Genomic DNA, 15,788 nt, shown 5'->3' on the forward strand with positions numbered 1-15,788 from the left:
TTCAGTCCTATTCCCCACATTGGAGGGGTCATGACGACACGACGAGAACTCTTGAAACTGGGTGCCGTGGGCGCACTCGGCCTGGCAGGAATGAAGGGCGGCGACGACGGCGCCCCCTCGACGGCCCCGGCGACCGCCCCGGTGAGGGCCAGCCAGCTGGCACCCCAGAACATGCCCGTCCCGTACGCCGGAGTCTTCCGGCGTCCGCCGGAGCTGACTCCCTTTGAAACGGGCTACGACGGCGGCGACCCCGCACGGCCCTTTGAACGGTACGCCCTCACCCAGCAGCTGGGCCAGGCGCAGTTCGTCCCCGGGCTGAACACGACCGTCGCCGGGTACAACGGTATCTTCCCCGGCCCCACCATCCGCGCCACCCAGGGCACGAGGATCGAGGTACGGATCCGCAACGGACTGCCCCCGCTCGGGCTCCTGCAGCCCGGTGCCTTTAACACAGTCACCCACCTGCACGGCTCGGCGTCGCTGCCGCAGTACGATGGTTACGCCAATGACTTCACTGCCCCCGGCAATGTCAAGAACTACCACTACCCCAACTGGCAGACGGCTCGGACCCTCTGGTACCACGACCACAAACACCACGTCACGGCCCAAAACGTGTATTCGGGACTGGCCGCCTTCTATCCTCTTTCAGACAAATTCGAGCGCGCCCAGTTGCCCCAGGGGGAGTTCGACGTGCCCCTGATGATCTCCGACGCCATGTTCAACGCTGACGGATCCCTGGCCTACAACGACAACGACCGGAAGGGCCTCTGGGGTGACATCATCATGGTCAACGGCGTGCCGTGGCCCACCATGAAGGTCAAGCCGAGGATCTACCGGTTTCGGGTGCTCGACGCGTCCATCTCGCGCTCCTACCGCCCCACCCTTTCCACCGGTGATCCGATCTACGTGGTGGGGACCGACGCCGGCATGGTACCGAAAGTACAGGCGGTGAAATCCTGGCGGCAGGGCACCGCCGAGCGTTACGAGGTCCTGATCGACTTCCGCAAATACCGGGTGGGTCAGACGATCGAGCTGCGGAACCTGAGCAATAAGAACAACATCGACTTTGCGAATACCAACAAGATCATGCGCTTCCAGGTCGTAGAGGACTCGGGGCCGGCAGCAAGCTACACGAGAATCCCGACGACGCTCGACGACGGCGGGGCGCTGAATGCGTCCAGAGGCGGCATCGCCACCATGAGCCTGACGCCGGAGATGGCCACGGCGAAGCGGGAGCTGAAATTCTTCCGGGCGAACGGACAGTGGACCATCAACGGTGTCACGTGGGCGGACGTGGAGAAGTCCGGCTTCACCAAGCTGTTCGGCAACCCCAAACCCTACGACATCGAGCAATGGACCATCACCAACGCCTCCGGGGGCTGGTTCCACCCGGTCCACATCCACCTGATTGACGCCAAGATCATCGCCAGGAACACCAATGGTGGCAAGCCGTTCGCGTGGGAAACCGGGCCCAAGGACGTTTTCTACGCGGGCGAGAACGAGTCGATCACGGCACTCATGCAATTCGACACCGGCGCCGACGCGGGCGGTCGGTACATGATCCACTGCCACAACCTCGTACACGAGGACCACGACATGATGACGCAGTTCTCCGTCGGCGACTTGAGGAACAACGACCCCATCACGTCCGATCCGCCCGTACTGGACACCACCCCCGCAGGCTCGTTCCCGCCGGTTTACCGGCCTGACCTGCCGCCCGGGACCTGAGATGGGCCGCACTTTAAAAACGGCAGCGGCGGTCCTGCTCGTGGCGGCACTCAGTGCCTGCACAGGCGGGACGCCGGACCCGGCGGCATCTCCGGGCCCGACGGCGGCGGCACCGGCCGGCGCTGTCAACTCCACCGCAGCGGAGCCGGCCGGGCAGGCGAGCGGCGAGGCTGTCTCCCTCGAGACCGGTACCGACGTCGGGAACGGGCGCCCGGCCAGCAGCCATGACGGGCTGATGGTGCGGCGCCGCGTGGTCATCGCCGTCCATCCCACTCCGGACGCAGATCTGGGGGCGTTGCGTCGGCAACTTGACCGTGCCGCGGCGGAGCGTGGCATGCCCCTGTCCGATATCTCGCCCGATGTACTCGATCCCGTCGTCCTGGAACACGTCGTCCCGGAGGTGATCGTTGCACTGCCAGCCGAAAGCACCCCGGAGCAGGCCAACGAGCTGGCCGGGCTTGCCTTCGGAACTGAGGGTTCCTTCGCCGGCGTCGAGCATGTCCACGTCGCGTCGGTGCTCGTCCACGACCTGCAGTTCAGGATCGGGTCCGCGGACCCGGCCGCGCTGGCGGAGACGATCGCCAGCGAGGGGATCCTCTCGGACGCGCTCGGAAACTACGCCACGTCGCTTGACGGCGGCGCCTTGACGGTGGGCTACACCGGCCCGCTGCTCAGCGACGCGCTGGTGGAGGCGGTGCGGGACGGCATGGCCCGCGGCGCGGGTGTTGACATTGGGGAGGTCGAGCTGGCGCCACGCTCAACAAGCGGAGAAGGCGTGGACCTGTCCGCGGAGCCCGAGCCGGCGGAGACCGAGGGCGCGCACGCTTCGGGCCACGGCGATTCCGGGCATTGACTGCGTTCGTGGCCGGCCGGAGGGAGTACCCGCCTACCGGCCGGCCACGAGCCTGTCCCGGGGCAACCCGACGACGGAAACCTCCTCAAGGCCCGGGAAGGTGACGAGCACGTCTTCGACCTCGCTGGGCTAGACGTTTAACCCTCGCGTGAAGATCATTTCCTTAATCCGGTCCCGGATCGTCACGAAGTAGTCCTTATCTACAGAGACGATGTCGCCGGTGCGGAACCAGCCGCCTTGGTACCCACCGGTAGCCTTCTCCCAGGTCTGCACTGTCGCCGTCGGGAGGTTCATGGCCCCGGACTGGAGAAGCGGATGCTCTCCGGCCCGACGCCACGCTCCGCCGCCGCCGGGCGGCAACTGACTCACCCGCTGCACCGCCTTGTCCCAGACGATCGCCACGGTGGCGCCGTGGTCTTCGGACTGGTGGCGCAGCTCCCGGTCCGTATATAGGGGTATCCGTGCGTCGGCCAGGGCTCATGCAGGTGCTCCGGGGTCCCATTGCTAGCTGGAGGAGGGGCCCGGGTGTGCGCCCGGACACGGCCGCGATCCGGTGTTATGGAAGAATCCGGGCCGGAAAAGGCCAGTGTTTTTCCCAAGGTCTGCGACTCACACTGTCCGCGGGGGAACCGCATCACGAAGCTGAGTGGACAAAGCAAGGAGTTTCGTCATGATCAAACCTCAAACTGGGGAACGCTGTGCGATCGACGGCGAACCGGGGCCGCAGGGCTACCTATCGGCCGTACGCGGGGGAGCTGAGGACTGATGGCCGAGAAATCTGCTGAGACGGCCGGGCTGTCCCGGCGCACGCTGTTGCGGTTGGGGGCAGCTGGGGGAGCCGGAGCCGCGCTGGTCGCCGCGCAGGGGTGGGGAGCCCCGTTACTGGCTCAGAGGGGGCTGCTCTCGGCCGACGGCGCTTTTGCCGCCACATCGACAGCGCTTAGTGATGGGCTTTTCTACCTTGAGAAGTTCCCGACGAGCCCGCTGATCATCTACCCGTTTACCGATCCCCTGCCGATCCCGAGGGCGCTCGCCCCGGTCCCGAGGTCGGTGTACAGCGCCTGGCGGAATCCGCCGGGACCTGGGACGGGCCAGCAGAACTCGCTGCGCAACGAGCGGCACCAGATCTGGCCCGGTCAAATCGGCTATCCAGACCCGATCGTCTACAAGGTCGACGTACTGCTTCGGACCCACGCCTTCACCACGTCGCAGGTGCTGCCGATCGACGCAGATGGTAAGCCGACTGTCTCGTTCGACTCAGCCGGCAAGACTTATTCCCCGGGCACGAAGCGGACCTTGCCTCTCAGTACGATCTACGGTTTCAACGGCACCTTCCCCGGGCCGATGATCAACGCTGAATACGGCAAGCCGGCGCTGGTCCGCTTCGAGAACCACCTGGATGAGAACCCGCTCAACCTCGATCGCCAGGACTTCGGCTCTCCGGACCTGTCCTTCCTCACCCACCTGCACAACGGCCACACCGCACCGGAGAGCGACGGCAACCCGCACTACTCGATGGTGGCCGGGCCGAAGCATCCGGGCTTCAGGCCGCAGATGTGGGTCGACAACCTGTACCTGAACTGGCCGGCTGGTGGAGACGACCGGGAGAAGCAGAGCTTCTTCTGGTTCCACGACCACACGATGGACCACACCGGCTCTAACGTCTACAAGGGCCTGGTCGGCCTGTACCCCATCTACGACCCGAAATACGGTCTGGACATGGGCGACGAGCGGCAGGGCCTCCGGCTGCCCGGCGTCCGCACCAACAACCCGGACGGGTCCTTCGACGTCAAATACGACATCCCGCTGGCCTTCTCCGACTTCCGCCTTGACGACGGCGACACGGTGCACAAGGACATCCACGACGGGCTGGGCCAGTTCCCGGCCGCCAAGAACCCGGCCAAGCACCCCGAGTGGTGGGGTAAGACGTTCTACAAGCACTTTCCCAACCACGGCTTTGTCGGCGACATCTGCACTGTCAATGGCACGGCCTCCCCGGTTCTGGAGGTGAAGCGCCGCAAGTACCGCTTCCGGTTCCTTGACGCCTCGATCTCGAGGATCTACGAGTTCAAGCTGATGAGCTCGACGCTGGGCCCGAAGTCATCGGCGTCACTCGGCTACAAGGATGACGAGCTTGAGGGCCAGTACCGCATCGAGGACGGCCAGCAGTGCATTCAGTTCACCCAGATCGCCTCGGACGGCGGGCTCCTGCCGTTCCCGATCAAGCGGGACTCGTTCGAACTGTGGCCGGCCAAGCGCCGCGAGGTGATCGTCGACTTCACCCGATACCAGGACGGCACGCCGACTACCAAGGGCGATGTCATCTACCTCACGAACGTCATGAAGATGCCCAACGGGCGGATGTGGTCCAACTCGTCCCGCTTCTTCCCCGATCCGAAGTACAAGGTGCCGGTGCTGAAGTTCGTGATCGGCGACGACGCCCCGGATGACAGCCAGATCCCGGCGCCCCAAATGCCCCTTCGTCCGCTCCCGCCGCTGCCGGGGAACTGGAAGAACCTTCTGGACAACCGCCTGATCTTCGAGGTGAAGCGCGGCAGCTTGGGCGGGGAGACCGAATGGCTCATCAACGGCAAGCCCTTCGACCCGACGACGGTGCTGAAGTGCCTGAAAAACCCGGCCGGCGCGACGCCGCTGGCCCAGCAGAAGAAGAACAGCTTTAACCTCTGGGAGGTCCGCAACGGCGGAGGCGGCTGGGTACACCCCTTCCACCTGCACATGGAGGAACACCGCACCGTCATGCGCAATGGCAAGGACGTGACCCGCGGCGGAGACCCCTCCCATCCGGACGACGTCTCCCGGGAGGACCTGGTGGCGCTCGACCCGGACGAGTCGGTGATCATCTACCGCGGATTCCGCGACTTCGTCGGACCGTACGTGGCGCACTGTCACAATCTGGCGCACGAGGACCACGCCATGATGTTCGGCTGGGAGATCACACCGTGACTGCCTGCCGCCTCCCCTAATGAACCGAGCGGCCGGGGCTTGTCGCACCAGACAAGCCCCGGCTCCGGCAACTGATATGCGAGGCAACGCAAGATGATCGAGAACACCATGCTCGGCAACTCCGTCAACGAGCGCAGCGGCGCGATCCCGGGCCCAGCCGTCCCGTGGCTGACGGTTGCATCAATGGCTGTCGTGATGGCCTACGCTGACGGCTTCTGGATGATGACTCTGCGGGGTGCCGTCGGCGCCATTGAACGCACGGAGGAGCCATTCGCGAGCTGGTTGCGTGAGTCCACCCTGGTCCTGCCGGTTTTCGTCTTCGCTGTGCTCGGGGCCCTGGCGCTGGCGCTCCATCTTTTCGGGCCGGTGCTGCGCCCGTCGAGGACGGTCCTGGCGGCGCTGCTGGTCGCTGCGGCTGGCACCGCCGTCGGCATCGCAGAAATTGCGGTCAGCTCGGCGTACGACTATGACCTGCAGTCAAGCCAGCTGCAGCTGATGGACTCGATGAGTCGTACCTGCACGGAAGGGAACTGCCTGGCGCTGCAACAGCAGGCGTCGCTCGGGCTCCAGGTGCGCGCCGTGGGCTATGGCAGCGGGATACTCCTGGTCACCAACCTCGTCCTCGTCGGCTGGGTCGCGGCGATCCGGGGCGGCCGGCTGGACATCAGCAGGACCCGACGGCGAACGGCCCGCGGCGGCCAGATTGACCACCGGCGGCTGTTTCTGGCTGCCGCGCTGTTCGGCAGCGCTGCCATCCATGCTGCCGTCGTACCCGAGCATCTTGGCGAATGGGCCGCCGCCGGTGCCTTCTTCATTATTCTCGCCGCAGCACAGCTTGCCGTTGGCCTCTTGTCCATCGGACGGCCGCACCGCACCATGCTCCTGTCCGTCGCGGCAGTCTCGATCGTGCCGCTGGCGCTGTGGCTATGCTCCCGTACAGTCGGACTGCCTTTCGGACCCGCAGCCGGCGTACCCGAACCGTCGGGACCGTCGGACTGGGCTGCCGGCGTCCTGGAGCTGAGCACGTTGGTGGCCGCCGTCGTCCTGCTCCGCGAAAAAGGCCGGCTCCCCAGACGCCCACCGGCGTCATCCCACCTCCGCTCGCTCCCGGTTGTGGCGGCGATCGCCGTCAGCGTCCTGGGACTCGCCGGAACCGGCCTGGCCTCGTTCGACAACCCGGGAAGCCCGGGGGAAGAATCGGTGAGAACTTCCCCGCATTGAGACGCACAAGGCATGTGAGGGGCTTAAGGCCCTAACCGGGTCCTTGGCGGGCGGCGCACACTGAAGTGTCAGCGGACCGTTGGGCACTGCTGCTCGGGTCGTGGGCTGGCGGAGCCGTCACGCCACGGGAAGAGCAGGATTCGCAATGAGTAAACCAATCGTCGTCGGCATCAATGGGTCGGCCGGAAGCGAGGCCGCACTCACGTGGGCACTTCAGCGGGCGGCCCGACTCCAGCTCCCAGTCATCGCTATTCATGCAGTGGACGACCGTTGGATGTCTCCTGATTTCCAGTATCAGGAGCTCATCAGGGAATCGGGCATGGAACTGTTGCATAAGGCAGCGGCCAGCGCCAGCCGGCAGGCGCCCGACGTGAAGGTGGAGATCCAGCTTCGTCATGGCAGCGCGGGCGCGGCACTGCGGGAGGCGTCCAAACAGGCGTCCATGGTGGTTGTCGGCGTACATGACAGGCATTGGATGGACGGCGGTCCCCTGACGGACCGCGCTCTACAGATCGTCTCCGCCTCGGACAGCCCGGTAGCCGTCATCCCGCTCAAGCAGGGGGCCGCTGCCGGGGGCGTCGTCGTCGGCGTCGACGGCTCCGAAGAGTCTAGCCAGGCCGTCCAGTTCGCTGCCGCCGAAGCCGACCGCGGCCGCGATGAGCTGACCGTGGTGCTCGGGTTCCGGAGCCCTGCGCGCTGGGTCGAGAACAAGTTGCCGTCGAGCGGACTCGCCGAAACCATTGTTGAGGAGGAACGGATCGTCCTTGCCGAATCCGTGGCCGGCCTGGGCGACAAGTACCCCGACCTGGTGGTCCATCAGCGCCTCGAAAAGGACACCGAGCCGGCCAAAGCCCTCGTCGACATCGCTGCGGAGGCACGCCTGCTGGTTGTCGGCAGCCGGGGGCGTGGAGGCTTCTCCCGGCTGGTGCTCGGCTCCACAGCCCACGCTGTCCTGCTGCACGTGCCGTGCCCAACCATTGTCACCCGGCTGCGCAAGGTCAAGCACGAGGCCTGACACCCGGCGAGGACTCCGTTTCCACCACCGGTCGCGGGAAGAACAGAAGCCCGCTCCCGGAGGGTCTTTCCGCTGCCGCCGGCGGATGGGAGGATGATGCCGTGGATCCCTTTTTCAATTTTGTCAGTCACTTTTGGTGGCTCGTATTTCCGCTGAGCGGGCTGATGGGCGGCTGGGCGCGCTCGTGGTCCAAAGCCAGCGAACGCCGGCACCGCCGCCGCGTGGAGCTGTACCAGTTGCGTAACAGGGCGGCGGAAGTGGAGCAGGCAAGCCAGGCGGAGGTCGAGGCGCTGATGGCGGCCCATGACGAGGTCAACCGGCGCTGGCTGGACTACGAGCTGGACGTGGGAAAACTCATCGACTTTCCCGTCATGACGGACGTGCGTGAGCCGCTCACGGTGGCGTTCCTGCGGGCCAAGCGGGAGGCGGACGGGCTGCGTCCCGCCGGGGCCGGGGACATCACGACGGCTGCTCGGCTGGGGGAGTACCGTGCGGCCGTCCGCAGCTTTGAGCTGGCATTCGAGGTGGCGGAGCGGGAGGCCCGGCGGATCAAGGACAGCAACTTCACCGGACCGGAGCGCGAGAGGCTCGGGACGGCCCGGAAGCTGCTCAGGATTGCTTCCGACACCGCCGCCACGCCGGCCGAGAGGCAGACGGCGTACAAGCGTGCCCGGCGGGAACTGGACGGGCTGATCGTGCTGCCCGACGTCGCACTGGCGGCGCTGGAGGAGAAGATCGCCGGGATGCTCGACGCCGGACCGAGGCCCTAGCCGGGCGGACACCGGCGGGGTGTCCGGCGTTCGGCGTCCCGGAGCTTGTTTTGCCCTGATGCCTTTCCCACGTACGATCTATAGGGTTTCAAGCTACTTTGCTGGACGCCGCACGTCGTCCCGGTCAATCCCGGATGAACGTTGCGCGGCGACAGGAATGAAAATGCTGGCCGTCGACTCTGCAGATTGGGCAACAGGTGGAAATCACCGTAATGGTGGCGCTGGTAATATCGCTGGCGCTTTTCTTCGACTTCACCAACGGATTTCATGACACTGCCAACGCGATGGCCACCCCCATCGCGACCGGTGCCATCAAACCCAAAACGGCAGTTGCCCTCGCGGCGGTGCTGAACCTTGTGGGCGCATTCCTTTCGACGGAAGTGGCCAAGACCGTGTCCGGCGGCATCATCAAGGAAGGCTCGGGCGGGGTCCAGATCACGCCGGAGATCATCTTCGCGGGACTGATGGGCGCCATCCTCTGGAACATGATCACCTGGCTCAAGGGCCTGCCGTCGAGTTCCTCGCACGCGCTCTTCGGGGGCCTGATCGGGGCCGCCATTGCGGGCATCGGCATCCACTCGGTGAACTTCGAAACCCTGCTCCAGAAGGTGATCCTGCCGGCCATCTTCGCGCCGATCATCGCCGGCGGCGTGGCCTACCTGTGCACCAGGCTGGCTTACGCCCTCACGTCCCGGCACGACCCGGAAACCGGCAGCAAGCTCACCCAGAAGCGCGGCGGATTCCGCACCGGCCAGATCTTCACCTCCAGTCTCGTTGCCCTCGCCCACGGAACCAACGACGCCCAGAAGACCATGGGCATCATCACCCTTGTGCTGATCTCCGCCGGCACCCAGCAGGCCGGCACCGGACCGCAGTTCTGGGTCATCACCGCCTGCGCCCTGGCCATCGCGGTCGGCACCTACGCAGGAGGCTGGCGCATCATCCGGACCATGGGGTCCGGCCTCACCGACGTCAAGCCCGCCCAGGGCTTCGCCGCCGAGACCAGCACCGCCTCCGCGATCCTGGCCTCCTCCCATCTGGGCTTCGCATTGTCCACCACCCAGGTGGCCTCCGGCTCCGTGATCGGTTCCGGACTGGGCCGCCGCGGCACGACAGTGCGCTGGGGCACCGCCGGACGGATCGCCGTCGGCTGGCTCTTCACCCTCCCGGCCGCCGGCATCATGGGTGCCCTCACGGCGATGCTGGTGGGGATCGGGGTGGTCGGCGTTGTCATCGCCGCCGTCGCCGGAACCGCCGCCGTCCTGTACATGTTTTTCCATTCGCGGAAATCGCACGTGGGCCACCACAACGCCGTCGAGGTCGAGGAAGCCGGGCAGGCCGTGCAGTTCCGCAAGAAGAAGGCGATTGCCGTCAGGCGCGGCATCAACAAGACGAAGGATGGCCAGTAATGAAATGGCTGGAACTGTTGCAGGTCGCCGGAGCAACCCTCGTTGCCGCGGTAACCGTCGTCGTCCTCTACGCCCTCGGAGTCCGGCTCACGGCCATCGCCGGCGACGTGCGTGAAAACAAGCCGGTATGGGTCCGTCCGCTCGCTATCGCGTGCTTCGGCCTGTGTGGCATCGCCGTCCTGTTTGGGCTCTACCTGATCATTCCCTACTTCAGCAAGTAGCCGGCGGCACGGCACCGTCTGCCGGCCCTGCGGACGACGGCCCGCTCGCCCTCCGGCCCCGCCGCCCGCGGTCGCCGCGGGCTATGGGAACCCCAGAAGGTAATCGCTAGGCTGGGGCCATGTCGAGTCTCCAGTATTTCGTGGCCTCATCCCTGGATGGATTCATCGCTACAGCCGATGACAAACTGGACTGGCTGTTGCAGTTCGACGGCTTCGCCGGGGGCAAGGAAAGTTACGATGCGTTCATGGCCGACGTCGGCTGCATCGTGATGGGCGGCGAAACCTACGCCTGGCTCATGGAACACGAACCCGGCAACTGGCCCTACCCGTCCACACCGTGCTGGGTCTTCACCCACCACGAACTCTCGGCTCCCAAGGGAACGGACATCACCTTTGTCCGCGGCCCCGTGGGGGAGTTCGTCGAGGACCTCAAGGAGGAGGCGGGCGGGCGGAACGTCTGGATCGTAGGCGGCGGTGTGTTGGCAGCGCAGTTCGCGGACGCCGGCGTGCTGGACGAACTCATCATCTCAATCATCCCGGTGGTGCTCGGGAACGGCAAAGCCGTGCTTCCGCTGGCCGGCCCGACGGCGCCGCTGGAGCTGATCTCCTCCCAGACCATGGGCCGGGGAATCGTGGAGCTGCGCTACCGGTTCGGCGGACAGCGTCCCTGACGGGCGTGCGGCGCAGCGGTGCGCAGCAGCCTGTGCCGCAACAATGCTGTGCCGCAACAACGCTGGATCGAGACCTACTCTGCGATGTCCCGGATCAGGTTGGTGATCCGTGCCGTGGACAGCCGGCGGCCCTGCTCGTCCGTCATGACAATCTCATGCGTGGTGATGGTCCGGCCGAGGTGGATGGAAGTGCACGTCCCGGTCACAGTGCCCTTGGTGATGGCCCGGTGATGCGTCGCGCTGACGTCGATTCCCAATGCCTGCCTCTTGGGCCCGGCGTGCATTCCGGCGGCAAAGGAACCAAGAGTCTCGGCCAGGACCACATGGGCGCCGCCGTGCAGAATCCCGGCCACCTGGGTGTTGCCTTCCACCGGCATGGTGCCTACCGTGCGCTCGGGACTCATCTCCAGGAAATGGATCCCCATCTTCACCACCAGCGCCCCCACGCCGTGCTGTCCGAGCCAGTCGTGCATTTCCTCGGGCACTCCGGCAGCCGCCAGTTCGGCCGCGAACGGGCCCGGCGTGAAATTGTCCATCATGGGAACTAGGCTGGCACCTGTGAGCGAAACTACCAAACCGGCCCCTTCCCCCCTCTCGGCAGACATCTCGGCAGACACGGCAGCAGCGGCGGAGAACGCCTCCCTCCTGGTCGCTGAGCCCGTCAAGAAGCTCCGCTCCGCGGCGGCGGTGTCTGCAACCGAGGCGCCCGCCGTCCCGATCACGGACCAGCCCCGGCTGATGGTCCTCGACGGCCACTCCATGGCCTTCCGTGCCTTCTTCGCCCTGCCGGCGGACAAGTTCTCCACCGCCAACGGGCAGCACACCAACGCGATCCATGGGTTTACTTCCATGCTCATCAACCTCATCAAGGAACAGAAGCCCACCCACATTGCCGTAGCCTTCGACGTCTCGGATGACACCACGCACCGCAAGGCCGAGTACAGCGATTACAAGGGTGGCCGCAACGAAACTCCCCGGGAGATGAGCGGCCAGATCGACCTCATCGACAAGGTCATGGGCGCGTGGGGCATCAAGACCATCAAGATGCCCGGCTACGAAGCCGACGACATCCTTGCCACACTCGCCGCCATGGGAGATCAGGCCGGTTATGAGGTGCTGCTCGTGTCCGGTGACCGCGACGCCTTCCAGCTCATCACGGAAAACGTGTTCGTGCTCTACCCCAAAAAAGGCGTGAGCGATATTCCCCGGTTGGACGCGGCAGCCATCCAGGAGAAGTACTTCGTCAGCCCCACGCAATACTCGGACCTTGCCGCCCTGGTGGGGGAGTCAGCGGACAACCTTCCCGGCGTTCCCGGCGTCGGTCCCAAAACGGCAGCCAAGTGGATCAACCTCTACGGCGGACTCGAGGGAGTCCTCGAAAACCTGGATTCCATCGGCGGGAAGGTAGGGGACGCTCTCCGCGACAATGTGGAGGCCGTCAAGCGCAACAGGCGGTTGAACAGGCTCCACACCGATCTCGACCTCCCGGTAACGCTGGACGAGCTCTCCGAACCACGGCCTGACCAGGCCGCACTGGAGGAGCTGTTCGACACCCTCGAATTCAAGTCCATCCGTACCCGGCTCTTTGCCCTCTACGGCAGTGAGGCCCCGGAAACGGCGGAGCGGGAAAGCATCGACACGCCGGATTTCGTGACCCCCGCACAGGCGGCTGAGCTGGCCGCCTTCCTGGCGGCAGGCGCCACGCAGCGATCCGCAGTAGCCGTCGATCTGGTCCCCGGACGGATCGGCGAGGACGCCGCCGCGCTGGCGATCGTCCGCGACGGCGCCGCCGCGTACATCGACCTGGCCAGCCAGGACGCCGGCTCCGAAAACGTCCTGGCAGCGTGGCTGCGGGACCCCGAATCGCCCAAGGTGATGCACGGGTACAAGGCTGCCCTGAAGGCACTGGCCGCCCGGGGTTTGGAACTCGAGGGCGTGGTGGATGACACCTCGATCTCCGGCTACCTGATCGAGCCTGACCGCCGCAGCTACGAGCTCGCGGAGCTGGCGCAGCACCACCTCAACATCGGAATCTCCACCGCCGCAGCGAAGGCAGGACAGTTGGAGCTGGACCTTGACGGCGATGAAGCCGCCGCCGCCGGCGCACTCGTCCAGGCCGCCGCCGTCGTCCACGCCCTGAGCCGCTACTTCGAAGCGGAGCTGAAGGAGCGCCAGGCGCAGGAGCTCCTGTCCACCCTCGAGCTTCCGGTCAGCCAGGTCCTGGCCGACATGGAACTGGCCGGGATCGCGATCGACATGCGGCGCATGGACGAGCAGTTGGCCGATCTTGCCAAGGTGATCGACAACGCGCAGGAGCAGGCCTTCGCCGCAATCGGACACGAGGTGAACCTGGGATCGCCCAAGCAGCTGCAGACCGTCCTCTTCGACGAGCTCCAGCTGCCCAAGACCAAGAAGATCAAGTCCGGCTACACCACCGACGCCGCCTCGCTGAAGAACCTCCTGGAAAAGACCGGGCACGAATTCCTGGTCCAGCTGATGGCGCACCGCGAGTCGTCGAAGCTGCGCCAGATGCTGGAGTCACTCAAGAAATCCGTGACCGAGGACGGCCGGATCCACACCACCTACGCGCAGAACGTGGCCGCCACGGGACGGATCTCGTCCAACAACCCGAACCTCCAGAACATCCCCATCCGCAGCGAGGAGGGCCGGCGCGTGCGCGGCATCTTCGTCGTCAGCGAGGGCTACGAATGCCTGCTGTCGGCGGACTACTCGCAGATCGAAATGCGCATCATGGCCCACCTCTCGGGGGACGCCGGGCTGATCCAGGCCTACAAGGACGGCGAGGACCTCCACCGGTTCGTGGGCTCCAACATCTTCCACGTGCCCACCGAGCAGGTGACCAGCGCCATGCGCTCCAAGGTCAAGGCGATGTCCTACGGCCTTGCCTACGGGCTGACCTCCTTCGGGCTCTCCAAGCAGCTGGAGATTTCCGTGGACGAGGCACGGACCCTCATGAAGGACTACTTCGACAGGTTCGGCGCCGTCCGGGACTACCTGCGCGGCGTCGTGGACCAGGCACGCATCGACGGTTACACGGCCACCATCGAAGGCCGCCGGCGCTACCTCCCGGACCTCACCAGCACGGACCGCCAGCTTCGCGAGAACGCGGAGCGCATCGCGCTGAACTCACCGATCCAGGGCTCGGCTGCGGACATCATCAAGCGGGCCATGCTGGGCGTCTCCGGTGCGCTGGCCGGGCAGGGGCTGAAATCGCGGATGCTGCTGCAGGTCCATGACGAACTGGTCCTCGAGATCGCCACCGGCGAGCGGGAGGCCGTGGAGAAACTCGTGACGGAGCAGATGGGGGCGGCTGCCGAGCTGACCGTTCCGCTGGACGTCCAGATCGGCGTCGGTTCCAGCTGGTACGACGCCGGGCACTAGGTTTACTGCTCCGGCCTGCCGGGGCAACAGGCTTCAGCGGCAGGTCTTTTCACAGTGGGAGAAATACGTGGCAGAGAAGTATGAGATCAGGCGGTTCCGCGCGGCAGAAAAAGCCGGAGCCGGCTACGCCTGGGGCACGGAGTGGCTGCGCGGCGTCGGCGTCGGCTTCTACGACGACCGGCACAAGGACGAGTTCGTGGACAAGGTCCTGGCCATGTACCGCGTGGACAACCGCGAGATGACGGGGGTCTACCAGACCGGCGACGTCGCGGCCCACTCCCTGGCGTCCGACGTGCCGGTGGCCACCTTCGCCACGCTGCGCAAGGAGCTGAACATCGGCTACGGCCGGCAGTTGCCGGCCCACATGGTCACCGCGGTCACGGTGCGCGGCACGCACCGTCGCCAGGGGCTGCTGCGCCGGATGATGACGGAGGACCTGACGGCCGCCCGGGCGGACGGGATGGCCATAGCGGCCCTGACCGCCTCGGAAGCGTCGATCTACGGCCGGTTCGGCTACGGCGTCGCCACCTTCGAGCGCAGCATCACTGTGGACACCGGGCCGCGCTTCCAGCTTCGGCACAGCGCCACCGGCCGGGCGGAAATCGCCGACCCCAGGGTCCTGCTGGACCTTGCCCCCGAGGTGTTCGCCCGCGTCCACCGGCTTACCCCGGGTTCGCTGGGCCGTCAGGAGGCGTACCGGCAAAGGGTTTCCGGCGCACTGTCCAAGGACGGCACCGAGGATGACGGGGTCAAGTGTGCCCTGCACTACGACGCCGACGGTACGGTGGACGGCTACGTCTCCTACAAGTTTGCCGGCTGGGAGGCCAAACCTCCCACGGTCAAGATTGTTGACCTGCTGGCTGCCAGCGACGCCGCCCAGCTGGAGCTGTGGCAGTTCCTGGGCGGTATTGACCTGGTGGAGCGGGTCAGTTGGCAGGAGGCGCCGGTTGACGATCCCTTGGGCTGGGCGCTGGAGGACCCGCGCTGCATTGAGGCCTCGGACCACCGCGACATGCTCTGGCTCAGGATCCTGGACACGGAGGCGGCCCTGGCGGCACGCCGCTATGCCGCGGACGGCACCCTCGTGGTGCGGATCCTGGACGGCCTGGACCTTGCCGGCGGAACGTTTGAGCTGGCCGTGCACGACGGCGGCGCCACCGTCAGCCGCGTGGAAGGGGACCGCGCACCGGACCTTGTCATGGACGTCGCGGCGCTGGGCTCCATTTACCTCGGCGGCGTCTGCCCGGTCACGCTGGCCGCGGCGGGCCGGATCAGCCAGCCCACCGAGGGAGCTGCGCTGACCGCCCGGCGGATGTTCGGCGTCGAACGCGCCCCGCACTGCCTCACGCATTTCTAGGCGGATGCCGCCCCGGGAGAGCCTCGACGAGCCGCCTTGCGCTTTGACCGGCGTTGACGTAAACGACTAGACTAAACGGGCGTGTACTACGTGCGCGCATCTAGAATCCACAAATCAGGATGACCCGGCTGATCTCAGGTGAGATGCCGTGTGCTTCGTCGGCATTCCATAATGCGG

General features: G+C 66.1%; 13 protein-coding genes. 11 read left to right on the plus strand and 2 right to left on the minus strand.

From position 1 onward, the window contains the following. The first annotated feature begins 30 nt into the window (after nt 1-30). Entirely contained in the window at nt 31-1,728 is a 1,698-nt protein-coding gene (locus tag ABIB26_RS08075) for a multicopper oxidase family protein (RefSeq protein ID WP_354241205.1), read from the plus strand. Between the two features lies 1 nt (nt 1,729). Then, on the plus strand, nt 1,730-2,581 hold the full coding sequence (locus ABIB26_RS08080) for a hypothetical protein (RefSeq protein ID WP_354241206.1): 852 nt from the start codon (nt 1,730-1,732) through the stop codon (nt 2,579-2,581). Between the two features lie 129 nt (nt 2,582-2,710). Here ABIB26_RS08080 and ABIB26_RS23745 read toward each other — a convergent pair whose 3' ends face one another. Continuing rightward, the gene (locus ABIB26_RS23745) at nt 2,711-2,983 is read right to left on the minus strand and encodes a hypothetical protein (RefSeq protein WP_502913638.1); all 273 of its coding nucleotides are present in this window, start codon (nt 2,981-2,983) and stop codon (nt 2,711-2,713) included. Between the two features lie 363 nt (nt 2,984-3,346). Here ABIB26_RS23745 and ABIB26_RS08090 point away from each other — a divergent pair, with 363 nt between their 5' ends. The 7 genes from ABIB26_RS08090 to ABIB26_RS08120 all read left to right on the plus strand — a co-directional run bounded on the left by ABIB26_RS08090 (nt 3,347) and on the right by ABIB26_RS08120 (nt 10,852). Next, nucleotides 3,347-5,545, plus strand: a complete 2,199-nt coding sequence (locus tag ABIB26_RS08090; RefSeq protein ID WP_354241208.1) for a multicopper oxidase family protein — start codon at nt 3,347-3,349, stop codon at nt 5,543-5,545. 93 nt (nt 5,546-5,638) lie between these two features. Further along, the gene (locus ABIB26_RS08095) at nt 5,639-6,766 is read left to right on the plus strand and encodes a hypothetical protein (protein ID WP_354241210.1); all 1,128 of its coding nucleotides are present in this window, start codon (nt 5,639-5,641) and stop codon (nt 6,764-6,766) included. 145 nt (nt 6,767-6,911) lie between these two features. After that, a complete protein-coding gene (locus ABIB26_RS08100) occupies nt 6,912-7,781 on the plus strand; it encodes a universal stress protein (protein ID WP_354241212.1) in 870 nt (289 codons plus the stop codon). A 101-nt stretch (nt 7,782-7,882) separates the two neighbouring features. Continuing rightward, a complete protein-coding gene (locus ABIB26_RS08105; RefSeq protein WP_354241213.1) occupies nt 7,883-8,551 on the plus strand; it encodes a hypothetical protein in 669 nt (222 codons plus the stop codon). A 197-nt stretch (nt 8,552-8,748) separates the two neighbouring features. Beyond that, complete coding sequence (locus ABIB26_RS08110; protein WP_354241215.1) at nt 8,749-9,960, plus strand: inorganic phosphate transporter; 1,212 nt, start codon at nt 8,749-8,751, stop codon at nt 9,958-9,960. Beyond that, entirely contained in the window at nt 9,960-10,181 is a 222-nt protein-coding gene (locus ABIB26_RS08115; RefSeq protein WP_354241217.1) for a hypothetical protein, read from the plus strand. Before ABIB26_RS08110 ends, ABIB26_RS08115 begins: the two co-directional genes overlap by 1 nt. Before the next feature lie 119 nt (nt 10,182-10,300). Next, a complete protein-coding gene (locus ABIB26_RS08120) occupies nt 10,301-10,852 on the plus strand; it encodes a dihydrofolate reductase family protein (protein ID WP_354241218.1) in 552 nt (183 codons plus the stop codon). Between the two features lie 74 nt (nt 10,853-10,926). Here the strand turns inward: ABIB26_RS08120 and ABIB26_RS08125 are convergent, their stop codons facing one another. After that, complete coding sequence (locus ABIB26_RS08125) at nt 10,927-11,391, minus strand: hotdog fold thioesterase (protein ID WP_354241220.1); 465 nt, start codon at nt 11,389-11,391, stop codon at nt 10,927-10,929. Nucleotides 11,392-11,611: 220 nt separating this feature from the next. Here ABIB26_RS08125 and polA point away from each other — a divergent pair, with 220 nt between their 5' ends. Next, complete coding sequence (gene polA, locus ABIB26_RS08130) at nt 11,612-14,254, plus strand: DNA polymerase I (protein WP_502913640.1); 2,643 nt, start codon at nt 11,612-11,614, stop codon at nt 14,252-14,254. A 67-nt stretch (nt 14,255-14,321) separates the two neighbouring features. Then, complete coding sequence (locus tag ABIB26_RS08135; protein WP_354241222.1) at nt 14,322-15,611, plus strand: GNAT family N-acetyltransferase; 1,290 nt, start codon at nt 14,322-14,324, stop codon at nt 15,609-15,611. Nucleotides 15,612-15,788 lie beyond the last annotated feature (177 nt).

Source organism: Arthrobacter sp. UYEF20, assembly GCF_040546335.1.
Taxonomy (GTDB): Bacteria; Actinomycetota; Actinomycetes; order Actinomycetales; family Micrococcaceae; genus Arthrobacter.